Below are 12454 nucleotides of genomic sequence, written 5' to 3' on the forward strand. Positions count from 1 at the left end.
AGCGTCCGGCCGACTTCGGACCGTGCCAAGGAGACCCTCTTCAATATTTTCGGAGACCGGGTGCGAGGGGGCGTTTTTCTCGATCTCTTTTCCGGGTCGGGAAGTATCGGTCTGGAAGCGGCCAGCCGGGGGGCCTCCGAGGTGGTCCTGGTGGAGAAAGACCCGGCGACCTTTGCCCTGCTTTGTGAGAATCTGGCACGCTGCGGACTTGATGATCGGGTGACGGCTCTCCGGTTGGACGGGGCGGAAAGCCTTGATCTCTTTCGGGAGCAGGGCAGATCCTTTGATGTGATCTTCCTCGATCCGCCGTACAGGGACCCGGAGGCTTACGGTTTGATTTCGCTGCTTGATCGGGAAGGCCTGCTCGCCGCAGAAGGAGTATTGGTGGCGGAACACGACCGCAGGCGTCTCCTGCCGGAACAGGAGGGTTCTTTGGTGCGGGTACGTCAAAAGAGGGTTGGGGATACGATCTTTTCATTTTACCGGAAGGCGGGGAAATGACCAAAGGGAAGAGGAGAGAGAAAATCGCCGTCTATCCCGGCACCTTCGACCCGATCACCAACGGTCATGTCGATCTCATCGAACGGGGGCTCCGCATCTTCGACCGGATCATCATTGCGGTGGCGCCCAGTGAGAACAAGGCGCCTTTTTTTGCGCTGAACGAACGGGTGGAGATGATCCGGGAGGTTCTGACAGGCCGTTCCGATGTGGAGATCGATATCCTGCAGGGGCTGCTGGTAGAGTATGTCCGAGAGAAGAAGGCGGTCGCCGTGATTCGCGGCCTGCGGGCGGTCTCCGATTTTGAATATGAATTTCAGTTGTCCCTGATGAACCGGAAGATGGATGCCGATTTTGAAGCGGTCTTTTTGATGCCGAGCGCCCGGTATACGTATCTGAGTTCCAGTATCATCAAGGAGGTGGCTCAACTCGGTGGATCCCTCAAGGATATGGTCCCCGAAGCAGTGGAACGAAAATTGAAACGGAAAAGGAAATAGCTGGCCGGTTTTTGCCGGGCCGGCTCCCTTCGAAGATCCCGGTAATTCAGCGGATCAAATGTTCAGGAGAGAATCAAATGAAATCTTTAGCCAATCGTGTCGGTTCCGTAAAACCTTCCATTACGCTGGCGATCAGCGCCAAGGCCAAGGAATTGCGGGCACAGGGAGTGGATGTGGTCGGTTTCGGTGCCGGTGAGCCCGATTTCGATACGCCGGAAAACATCAAGGATGCCGCTCGCCGGGCGATTGCCGATGGGTTCACCAAGTACACGCCGGCTTCCGGAACGCTGGAACTGAAAGAGGCGGTCTGTGCGAAGATGAAAAGGGACAACGGTCTCGATTATGCCCCCTCTCAGGTGATTGTTTCCTGCGGGGCCAAACACTCCCTCTATAATATCGCCCAGACCCTCTTTGAGGCGGGAGATGAAGTGATCATTCCAGCGCCCTACTGGGTCTCCTACCCGGACCAGGTGATTTTGCAGGATGCCCGTCCGAAGATCGTCCGGACCCGGGAAGAGGATGGTTTCCGACTTACTGCGGAGCTTTTGCGTGCGAATATTTCGGACAAGACCAAGGCGGTCATCCTGAACAGTCCCTCCAATCCAACCGGGTGCGGCTATTCCCTGGATCATCTGAAGGAGATCGCCGAGGTGATCGTAGAGCATGATCTTTATGTAATTTCCGACGAGATCTATGAAAAGCTGGTTTATGATGGTTTTGTCTTTTGTTCCATTGCCGAGGTCGGTGATGCCGTCCGCGAGCGGACCCTTGTGGTCAACGGGGTTTCTAAATCCCACTCCATGACGGGCTGGCGGATCGGCTGGACGGCCGGTCCGGAGAATATCATTCGGGCCATGGGAACCCTTCAGAGTCAGAGCACGTCGAACCCGAATTCCATTGCCCAGAAGGCGGCGGAGGAGGCCTTGACCGGTCCCCAGGAGGCGGTCTCGATGATGACCGGCGAGTTCGCGAAGCGGAGAAACTATATTGTGGAACGTCTGAACGCCATGGAAGGGGTCTCCTGCCTTATGCCCGTGGGGGCGTTCTATGTCTTTCCGAGGGTTTCCAAACTTTACGGAAGAAAAGCCGGGAATCATTTGATCCGGTCTTCCCTTGATCTTGCGGCCTATCTTCTCGATTCCTCCAAGGTGGCCGTGGTCCCCGGTTCCGCTTTCGGAGATGACGACTATATCCGGCTTTCTTACGCGACATCCATGGAAATGATCGAAAAAGGGATGGACCGTATCGACAAGTCTTTCCGTAATTTAAAGTGATTCCCGTCGTTTTGCTCCCGTTTATCCGTTTATGAGTCCTCCGGCTCCTTCTTTGCTTTACTCTCTTTAACTTATTATTTTGTGTATATTCACTGTGATTCTGTGTATTTACGAGGGATAAGCCGGATAAAGGCTGAAATAGCCAAAAATTTACAATTTTTTTCTTGACGGCACGGGAGGCCGGTCCTATAATGAAGTTATACGGAGATAGAAGAACCTCCTCGGATACCCTGTTCGTCAGGACGAGCGGGAGAGCCGGGTGGGGTTGTTGAATTATTCAGGATGAAATCGGATCGATCCGGGAGGTGATGCCGGGAAGAAACTTGTAACAGACATCGATATTTGACGGTAAATTTACCGACAAAGGCAAACCATCCGCGAGGGTGAGGCGCAAAGCTACCTGCCTGGTATCCAGGTCGAGGGGCTACCGAAGTAAGTTCTTGCAATAAATGGTATTGTAAGATCCGGATCAGCCGAACCAAGTTTGTTTTTGAGGTTCGGCGTTTTTTTTGCTTGTGGCGAAGCCGAACCTGTTTGCTCTTTGAGGTTCGGTTATTTTTTTGATGCTTGTGGCGAGGCCGAACCTGTTTGCTTCTTGAGGTTCGGCATTTTTTTTGAGGGCATTATGAAAAAACCAGTCACCAAAATAAAACAGATCGGGTTGTTGTTTCTGGCCTTCTTCCTTTTATCTTTTCTGCTGATTCCATCATTAAATACGGTGCGACACAACGAGGATTCCTCCCTGAATGTTGATGCCGTAAACCTGGGGCATAAAACTCCGGTCTCTTCCATGAAAGACCGGACCCGAGTCGATTCGTCCCGGAAAGAAGAATCTGTTCCGCCGGCCCCGGAAACCCTGCAGGTGGATTTGAGGAAGAATCCGGGGGACACGGCTGCGGCGGGTAAACGCCCCAAGGCGAAACCTTATGTCGAGCATGAGATCCTGGTCCGTTTTGCATCGAAGGTTTCCCCGGCAAAACTGACGGAAATCCTGGCCGATCATGATATGACCGTGGTCCGGATGTTGATGGGGAATCACCTCGCTTTTGTCCGGCTTCCTGAAACCCGGAGTGTTGCCGAGGCGGAGCGGATCCTGCGGAAGGTGCCGGGGGTCCTTTTCAGCGAACCCAATTATATCGTCCACACCACGAGCATCCCCGATGATTCCTCCTTTTCCAACCAGTGGGGATTTCAGAACACCGGCGCAGGCGGCGGGACGAATGATGCCGATATCGATGCCGTCGAGGCCTGGGACAAATCGACCGGTTCCTCTTCTATTGTGGTGGCGGTTGTCGATGAAGGGATCGACTACACCCATCCCGATCTTGCCGGCAATATCTGGACCAACCCGAACGAGATTCCCGGGAATGGAATCGATGATGACGGAAACGGCTTTATTGATGATGTACACGGCTGGGATTTCAATCACAATGATGCTACGACCTATGACGGGGCGAGCGAAGACCGGCACGGGACGGAGGTCGCCGGAGTCATCGGTGCGGTGGGAAACAACGGTGTCGGCGTGGCCGGGGTCTGCTGGAATGTCCGGATCATGTCGGTGAAGTTCATCTCCTATGGGAACGGGACCGTGGCCGATGCGATTTCCGCACTCGAATATGCCGCCAAGGAAGGGGCCCGGGTCGTGAATTGCAGCTGGGGCGGTACTTCCTATTCCGCCGCACTGGAGTCGGCCTTTCGTGATCTGGAAAACGCCGGTGTTTTAGTGGTGACCTCGGCCGGAAACAGCGGAAAGAATACCGATCTCTCTTCCCACTATCCTTCCAATTATGATCTTCCGAACATTATTTCCGTGGCCGCCACCGACAGAAACGATCTGTTGAGCTCCTTTTCCAATTACGGGGTGACGACCGTCGATCTCGGAGCACCCGGTTCTTCCATTTATACGACAGCTCCGGGCGGGAACTATGCTTATTTCAGCGGGACTTCGGCGGCATCCCCTTTCGTGACCGGGGCTGCGGCCCTGGCTCTTTCCGTTTTTCCCAATCTGACCTACCAGGAGTTGAAGGACCAGATCCTGAATCATGTTGATCCCATTGCATCCCTGACGGGAAAGACCGTGACCGGCGGCCGTCTGAATGTGAACAATCTGGTCTCAGCGCTTTCGAACGGAGATTCCGATGGGGACGGCATGCCCAACGGTTTTGAAAGCCGGTACGGGCTGAATCCTTTGGATGCCTCCGATGCGAATGCGGATGCCGATGGTGACGGGCTCACCAATCTGCAGGAGTACCGGGACGGCACCTCTCCTGTGAACAAAGACAGCGATGGGGACGGCCTCTCCGACGGTTTTGAGGTCACTTATCACTTGGATCCGACCGATGCTTCCGATGCTTCCAAAGATCTGGATGGAGACGGTCTGTCGAATCTGACGGAATATGAGGCGGGAATGGCGGTTAACAACGTTGATTCCGATCACGACGGGATCGACGATTTCACGGAATACGGTCCCCGGCAGTTTGCCTCCGATTCGGACGGTGATGGGATCATCGATGCCCTTGATACCGATTCCGATAATGACGGACGTCCGGATGCAGAGGAAGGAACGGGCGACGATGATAACGACGGTATTGCAAATTATGTCGATATGAACGACAGCGACGGGCCCTCCGGCGACCAGGATGGAGACGGTCTTTCCAATTCGCTGGAGGTTACCTACATGTTCTATCCGAACCGGGTTGATTCGGACAATGACGGGATCGATGACCGGACGGAATTCGGCCCGAACGCAACCCCTCTCGATACCGATGGAGACGGGATCTATGATGCCCTGGATACGGATTCCGACAATGACGGCAAAACGGACCTTTCCGAGGGGACCGGTGATTCCGACGGGGACGGGGTCCCGAATTACAGGGATAGCGACGACTCCGACGGTCCCGTCGGGGATGCCGACGGCGATGGTCTTTCGAATCAGCTTGAAGCACGGTTCGGTTTGAACACGAACCTTGCGGACAGCGATGGAGACGGGATCTCCGATGGTGAGGAATTCGGGACGGGTGATCTTCCGCTGGATACCGACGGGGATGGAATCATCGACGCCCTTGATACCGATTCCGATAATGATGGCGCCCTTGATATAAACGAAGGGGATCTGGACTCGGACGGCGACGGAATTCCCGACCGGCTCGATGCGAATACGGCGACCCTGTTAACGGGGTCCGGCGCCCTCTCGCTGATTCTCGGAAAGGGTGCGCGTCTGAAAGATGTTCTCTTTATCGCCCGGCCCCGGGCGGAAGCCGACATTCGGAATATCGATTTTCCTTATGGCGGGGTACAGTTCAAGGTAAGCGGGCTTGAGCCCGGTGCCGCTGTGACGATGACCCTGAAGACTTCCGCCGTGCTTCCTTCGAATGCCGAATACTGGAAGGAGGATGGAAACGGGAATTATGCCCGGTATGATGCGGTCATTAACGGCAATACCCTGCAGTTTGTTCTGACCGACGGTGGAACCGGAGATAACGACGGTGTGGCGGATGGTTCCATCAGCGATCCCGGTTACATCGGGATTCCGGTGGCGGCCGAAAGTCCCTCCGTTTCCTCCGGCGGAGGCGGCGGAGGCGGTGGGGGCGGCGGAAGCGGTGGGTGCGCTCTCTCCACGCAGCCGGTGCCGCCGGAAAATGGATTGATCGATCTTGTTCTTCTCCTGCTGCCGCTCGGTTTTCCAGCAACGCGGCGTCTTAGCGTTTTACTCGGCCACAAGCGGTTCCGGTCCTGAACGGAACCCGCCCTCAGAAAAGCCCTGCACCTTTATGGTGTGGGGCTTTTTTTGCTTGATTTTTCAGAAGCCCTGTGGTATTTTTCGGCAAAATTCAGTTCACTAATAAAAAGTGGGCTCTTAAGGAGCCCTTTTTTTATGGTACGGAGGTTAGCTGTTTTAAAGAGATGAACGTTACGGAAAAGGTCAGGGCGCTGGTTCAGCCGATTCTTGACGGCTTGGGACTTGAATTGTTTGATCTTACATACAGTCAGGCCGGGCAGGGGCTCCTCCGGATTTTTATCGACAAGGAGGAGGGGGTCACCCTGGATGATTGCACACAGGTCAGCCGCGAACTGGAAACCCTGCTGGATGTTAAAGAGGTCGTTCCGGGAAGTTACCGTCTCGAAGTCTCTTCTCCCGGGATCAACCGTCCCATGCGTCATGAGGCGGATTATCGGAAATATTCCGGCCGCAGGATCAAGGTGAAACTGGTCCGAAAGATTTCCGACCGGAAAACCTTCGTCGGGGTCAACCGGGGCGTTTCCGGGGGGATTCTGCAACTGGAGGTCTCACCGGAACAGATGGTAGAGATCCCGCTGCAGGAAGTGGTACGGGCCAGCCTGGAGGTCGATTTCTAAGCGGAAAGGAGCTTTAAGGAGAATATCATGGAACCGAATCTGATCCAGATCATCAATATCCTGGGCAAAGAAAAGAATATCCCCAAAGAGACGATCGTTGAAGCGATTGAGACCGCTATTACGACGGCAGCCAAGAAGAAGTATGGCGAAGATGAGGATATTGAGGTCGAGGTCAACATGCAAAAGGGCGAGATCGAGGCCTACCGCTTCCGGGAAGTTGTGGAGAATGTGGAGGATGAACACCGCGAGATTCTCCTCACCGAAGCGCAGGAATACGATGATACGATCGAGGTCGGGGATGAATTTGCCGTTCGTCTCGATGTTGTTGAATTGGGACGCATTGCCGCCCAGACGGCCAAACAGATTATCGTCCAGCGGGTGAGAGAGGCGGAGCGGGAGGTGATCCTCGAAGAATACGGCAACCGGATCGGTGAGACGGTGAACGGGATCGTGATGCGTATGGAGCGGGGGGCCCTGGTGGTGGATCTTGGCAAAGCCGAGGGGATTCTGGCGCATGGCGGAAGGATCCCGGGTGAACGTTACAACCGGGGGGACCGGATTCGTGCCTTGATCAAAGGGGTGCAGGATTCGAGTAAGACCCCTCAGGTGATTCTCTCACGGACCGACCCGGAATATCTGATCAAGCTCTTTGCCGTTGAGGTTCCCGAGGTTTATGAAGGGATCGTCAAAATCACGAAAGTTGTCCGGGAGCCGGGGCAGCGGGCGAAGATCTCCGTGATTTCCGATGACTCCAATGTCGATCCCGTCGGGGCCTGTGTCGGGATCAAGGGGTCGAGGGTGCAGGCGGTCGTGCAGGAACTGCGGGGAGAGAAGATTGATATTATTGAGTATACCGACGTGACCCGGGATATGATCGAAAAGGCCTTAAGTCCTGCGGCGATCTCCCGGATTGCCGTTAACGAAGAAGACAAATCGGCGCTGGTTGTGGTGGAAGAGAGTCAGCTTTCCCTGGCCATCGGCAGAAGAGGGCAGAATGTTCGGTTTGCCTCGCAACTGACGAATCATCAGATCAATATCATGAGTGAGACCGAGTATCAGCAGGCCCTGCTGGATCAGCAGAAGGAAGCCGAGGCGGAAATTGCCGCCCGTGCCCGTGCTCTGGAAGAGATTGCCCGTTTGGAAGGCGTGGGTGAAAAAACGGCGCAGGCCATCCATGAAGGAGGTTTTGCCTCCGTGGCGGAGATTGCCGGGAGTACTCCGGCGGAATTATCGGCCGTTCCCGGGATCGGGGAAAAAACAGCCGAAAAAATTATCCAACAAGCCGTAGGACTCGCAAAAATACTGGAAGAGGAAGCGGCGATCCGGGCGGAGAAAGAAGCGAAAGAGGCGGCCCGGGCGGAGCAGGAAGCCGAAGAAGCCGCTGCACGTGCGGAGCAGGAGGCGGAGGAAGCGGCGACCCGGACCGAAGAAGAATCGGGATCCGGGAGTACACAGGAGGACCCGGCCGGGGAAGCTTCGGAGCCGGAGGATGCAGCCTTGCCGGAAGAGAAGGTCCCTGCGGAAGAGGATGCCTCCGGGCCGGAGTCGGATGGTGTCGGAGAAAAAACGGATTCGGAGGAGACCTCCACACAGAGGGACGAGGAGGTTGTTTCTTAAAGTGACTCCAGGCAAGAGGGCAGTGCCGCATCGTACCTGTATCGGGTGCCGCGAGGCCTTCGAGAAGACGGCACTGATCCGGATTGTACAGTCGCCGGATGGTCGGCTGGTTCCCGATCTCAAGGCGAAGCTTCCGGGGCGGGGTGTCTATCTGTGCAGCAGGCCTTCCTGTCTTCAAAAGGCCGTGCGGAAAAATCTTCTTTCCCGTGCCTTGCGCAGCCCGGTGCCGGCTTCGGAGCTTGCGGGGCTGGAAGAAAAAATTTGCGGTGTGCTGGAGAATAAGATCCGGTCGTTTCTGAGCGTATTGCGGAAAGGGAACCGGATTGTCGCCGGTCGTGAATCGATACAAAAAAGGATTCATCAAGGGGAGGTTTATCTGCTCATCCTGGCAGAGGAGTCTTCGAAAAAGCGTGCCGGTTATGAGCGAAAAAATATTCCATTGCGGATATTCTTCTCTCGTGAGCGTCTGGGACGGGCCGTTGGGAAAGCACCCCAGCCGGTCCTTGGGGTACTTGACGAGCGGGCGAGTCTGGAGCTGATCCGGTGGATCGATTGGGTGGATGGTTTTTGTGCCGGTAGGGGGTGAAACGTTTTATGGGGAATAAAAAACTGAGGGTCCATGAAGTTGCAAGGGAGATCGGGATTGCCTCGAAAGAACTCCTGGAATACTTCAAGAAAACAAATCCTGAGATCAAGAGTAATCTCTCCGTGGTTCCGGATGAGGTGGCGGAAGAGGTGCGGGAGCAGTATTCCTCCACAGGAGGACTGAAGGCATCCAAGGCCCGGAAGAAGCCCAAACCGAAGGTGGAATTCAAGGTCCGCCGGAAGAGGAAAAAGGTCCCGGAGCCCGAAGTTGCTGCCGAGGGAATCTCGGCAGAACCTGAAAAGGCGGCGGTGAAAGACGCGGTCCCTCCGGTTGAGGAAAAGGAAGCGCCGGCGCCGATCCCGGAGACCCCGCAGGAAGCGGTGGTTGAGGCGCCTCCCGTGAAGGCACCGAAGGTCCAGCCGCCGAAAGAAGAGCCGGCGGCGAAGGCTCCTGCCGAGCCGGAAAAAGAAAAACAAAAGCTCAAGAAGAAAGAGAAGAAGAAAGGGAAAAAAGAAGAGGTCAAAAAAGAGAAACAGAACCGGGCCCGGGCGGGGGTGGAGAAGGCCAAGGGAAAGAAGGGAAAGATCAGTCTCAAGACGGAGAAGGTAGACCGCGGTGCACTGAAGAAACCGAAAAAGATCAGTGCCAGCCAGATGCTGGAGCTGCAGGTTCGCCGAACCCCGAAGAAACTCAGGGTCAAGCCGAAGAAGAAAACCCGGGCCGAGAAGTCCAAGGCTCGGGAGAAGGTCATACAGGAACAGCCGGTTGTGGAAGAGACCGGCAGCCTCATTCGTTGGGATGAGACGACCACCGTCAAGGAGGTCGCGGAACAGCTGCATCTGCCGGTGAATAATCTCATTATGAAATTCATGGAAATGGGTTCCATGGTGACCGTGAATCAGCCGGTGGACCTGGAAGCCGTTTCCCTGGTCGCCGCGGAGTACGATTACGAGGTCAAGGCCGTTTCCCTGGAATCGGATGATGCCCTGATTGAAGAGGTGGAGGACAATCCGGAGAATCTGGTCTCCCGTCCTCCGGTGGTTACGATCATGGGGCATGTTGATCATGGGAAGACCTCGCTGCTGGATGAGATCCGGAAGTCCAACATTGTCGGCGATGAAGCCGGCGGAATTACCCAGCATATCGGCGCCTATACGGTGAAGCTGAAAGACCGGCAGATCACGTTTCTGGATACGCCCGGCCATGAGGCCTTTACCTCCATGCGGGCCCGGGGTGCGAAGGTGACGGATATCGTGATCCTCGTGGTGGCTGCCGACGATGGTGTGATGCCGCAGACCGTGGAAGCGATCCATCATGCCGAGGCCGCCCGGGTTCCGATTGTGGTGGCGGTGAACAAGATCGATAAGGCGAATGCAAACCCGGATCGGGTCAAGCAGCAGTTGGCCGAGCACAAACTGGTCCCCGAGGAGTGGGGGGGACAGACGATCTTTGTGGAGGTTTCCGCCAAGAAAAAGATCGGTCTCGATTCTCTGCTGGAGATGGTCCTGCTTCAGGCGGACATGATGGAGTTGAAAGCCGATCCTCAGCACCTGGCGCGGGGTGTCATCATTGAAGCCCGGCTGGATAAGACGCGGGGGCCGCTGGCAACGGTGCTGGTGGAATCCGGGACGATCAAAGTCGGGGATCCTTTTGTGACCGGCGGGTTTGCCGGGAAGGTCCGGGCCATGTTGAATGACCGGGGGAAAAAAATTACCTCTGCGGGACCTTCCGTTCCGGTGGAAATTCTCGGGATCTCCGGTGTGCCGATGGCGGGAGAGACGTTTGTGGCGGTGGAAGAAGAACGGAAGGCCCGGCAGATTGCCATGGTGCGTTCCACCCGGATGCGGGAGGCGGCGCTCTCCAAAGGGCATCGGCTGACGCTGGACGACCTGTTCCAACAGATCCAGCAGGGGGCGGTCAAGGAACTTCCCATCATAATCAAGGGGGATGTGCAGGGGTCAGTGGAAGCCCTTTCCGATACTTTAGAGCGCCTGAGTACGAGTGCCGTGGAGCTGAAAGTGATCCACGGTTCGGTCGGAGGAATTAACGAAACCGATGTGAATCTGGCGACCGCCTCCAATGCCGTGATTATCGGTTTTAATGTTCGTCCGGAACCGAAGGCTGCGTCGCTGGCCGATGCCGAGCATGTGGATATTCGTTTGTACAATGTAATCTACGATGCGGCGGATGATGTCCGAAAGGCGATGGAAGGACTCCTGGAACCGATCCTGAAAGAGCGGCAGTTAGGCCGTGCCGAAGTGCGGGAGGTCTTTTCCATTTCCCGGATCGGCAATGTCGCAGGCTGTTATGTGCTGGACGGGACCCTGGAACGATCCGCCCATATTCGTCTGATTCGGGACAACGTTGTCATTTTTGAAGGGAAAGCCTCCTCCCTGAAACGTTTCAAGGATGATGTCAAAGAGGTTGCCACCGGCTATGAGTGCGGGGTAACCATCGAAAATTACAATGACATCAAGCCGAAGGATATTATTGAGTTTTATACCTTCGACAAGGTGGCGGCCAAATTATAGTTGCGCTATTCTGAAGAAGGGACATGACGCGTACCGGTTTGTTGGAACAGGTCCGGTTGAAGGGGCGGGAGTTCGGGTATGCACGTTGGTGCCTTGATCGTTGATTTATATCTTCCGGGATGTACTTCTCTGAAGGGGAAACGGAGCATTGTCAAATCGATCAAGGAGCGGGTGAAAAATAAGTTTAATGTTTCCGTGGCGGAAGTAGATTATCATGATCTGCATCAGCGGGCCTTGATCGGTGTGGCCATGATCGGCAATGATGCAAAAAAGATCAACAGTGCGCTGGATAAGGTTTTGAGCTTTTTGGAACTGTTTCGTGATGCGGACCTGGCGGGTCATCAGCTTGAAATCATGTAACGGCCAAGGATATGAAGGATATGGATGATGTCTTCTCCGAGAATGGAACGGATTTCCGATCTCATGATTTCCGAGATCTCGCAGGTTTTGTTACGGAAAGTCAAAGACCCCCGCGTGCGGCATGTAACCATTTCCGACGTGGACGTGGCCCGGGACCTCAAGACGGCAAAAGTATATTTCAGTGTCTTGCCGGGCGGGATGGATAAAGACGAAGTCCTCGACGGTTTGAACCGTGCCGCCGGATACATCCGCAGTGAACTGTTTCATGTCCTCCGATTCAAATCGATCCCCCGGTTGATTTTTAAATTGGACCCCTCCATTGAATACGGCGCGCACATTGAAAAACTCCTGCACACCCTCCACAATGGAAAGGACGAGGATGAAGACGGGGAATCTTGAACGCGTACGGCAGGTCCTGGCGGACGCCCATCGTATTCTGCTCACCACCCATGTGAACCCGGATGGGGACGGGTTGAGTTCCGAACTGGCGTTGGCTCGTTTCCTGGATCTGTCGGGCAAGGAAGTCCGGATCGTCAACCGGGACCCCGTTCCCGAGATCTTTGCGTTTCTGCCCGGCGCCGACCGGATTCAGCGGTCGGACCGTCTGCCCGCGGACACGGACCTGGTGGTGGTCCTGGACTGCGGGGGACTGGAGCGATCCGGTCTGAAGGTGGAGGACGGCGCCGATCCGAAGGTGGTGGTGATCGACCATCATCTGACCGACGATCATGACGG

Annotated in this window: 11 protein-coding genes and 1 riboswitch; all 11 genes read left to right on the forward strand. The window is 55.4% G+C overall.

Going from position 1 to position 12454, the window contains the following annotated elements; genetic code table 11:
- Positions 1–501 (forward strand): 16S rRNA (guanine(966)-N(2))-methyltransferase RsmD (gene rsmD / locus GXP58_09475; GenBank protein NOY53834.1); only part of this gene is annotated, 501 nt, incomplete at its 5' end.
- The gene (coaD, locus tag GXP58_09480; GenBank protein NOY53835.1) at positions 498–995 is read left to right on the forward strand and encodes a pantetheine-phosphate adenylyltransferase; all 498 of its coding nucleotides are present in this window, start codon (positions 498–500) and stop codon (positions 993–995) included. The genes rsmD and coaD, both read left to right, overlap by 4 nt.
- Positions 996–1072: 77 nt before the next feature.
- The gene (locus GXP58_09485) at positions 1073–2269 is read left to right on the forward strand and encodes a pyridoxal phosphate-dependent aminotransferase (protein NOY53836.1); all 1197 of its coding nucleotides are present in this window, start codon (positions 1073–1075) and stop codon (positions 2267–2269) included.
- Positions 2270–2624: 355 nt separating this feature from the next.
- Positions 2625–2701, forward strand: a riboswitch (cyclic di-GMP riboswitch).
- A 193-nt stretch (positions 2702–2894) separates the two neighbouring features.
- Positions 2895–6005 (forward strand): S8 family serine peptidase, encoded by a 3111-nt coding sequence (locus GXP58_09490; GenBank protein ID NOY53837.1) that lies wholly within the window; start codon positions 2895–2897, stop codon positions 6003–6005.
- A 167-nt stretch (positions 6006–6172) separates the two neighbouring features.
- On the forward strand, positions 6173–6625 hold the full coding sequence (locus GXP58_09495; GenBank protein ID NOY53838.1) for a ribosome maturation factor RimP: 453 nt from the start codon (positions 6173–6175) through the stop codon (positions 6623–6625).
- A gap of 27 nt (positions 6626–6652) precedes the next feature.
- Positions 6653–8242 carry a transcription termination factor NusA gene (gene nusA, locus GXP58_09500; protein NOY53839.1) on the forward strand — a complete coding sequence of 530 codons (1590 nt, stop codon included), beginning with the start codon at positions 6653–6655 and terminating at the stop codon, positions 8240–8242.
- A gap of 22 nt (positions 8243–8264) precedes the next feature.
- Entirely contained in the window at positions 8265–8828 is a 564-nt protein-coding gene (locus GXP58_09505) for a DUF448 domain-containing protein (GenBank protein ID NOY53840.1), read from the forward strand.
- Between the two features lie 8 nt (positions 8829–8836).
- The gene (gene infB / locus GXP58_09510; protein NOY53841.1) at positions 8837–11359 is read left to right on the forward strand and encodes a translation initiation factor IF-2; all 2523 of its coding nucleotides are present in this window, start codon (positions 8837–8839) and stop codon (positions 11357–11359) included.
- Positions 11360–11437: 78 nt separating this feature from the next.
- Positions 11438–11719: a DUF503 domain-containing protein gene (locus tag GXP58_09515; GenBank protein ID NOY53842.1), complete on the forward strand. Its 282-nt coding sequence runs from the start codon at positions 11438–11440 to the stop codon at positions 11717–11719.
- Between the two features lie 27 nt (positions 11720–11746).
- Complete coding sequence (gene rbfA / locus GXP58_09520) at positions 11747–12118, forward strand: 30S ribosome-binding factor RbfA (GenBank protein ID NOY53843.1); 372 nt, start codon at positions 11747–11749, stop codon at positions 12116–12118.
- A partial coding sequence (locus GXP58_09525) for a hypothetical protein (protein NOY53844.1) occupies positions 12099–12454 on the forward strand: 356 nt, incomplete at its 3' end. The genes rbfA and GXP58_09525, both read left to right, overlap by 20 nt.

Source organism: Deltaproteobacteria bacterium, from assembly GCA_013151235.1.
Lineage (GTDB): Bacteria > CG2-30-53-67 > CG2-30-53-67 > CG2-30-53-67 > CG2-30-53-67 > JAADIO01.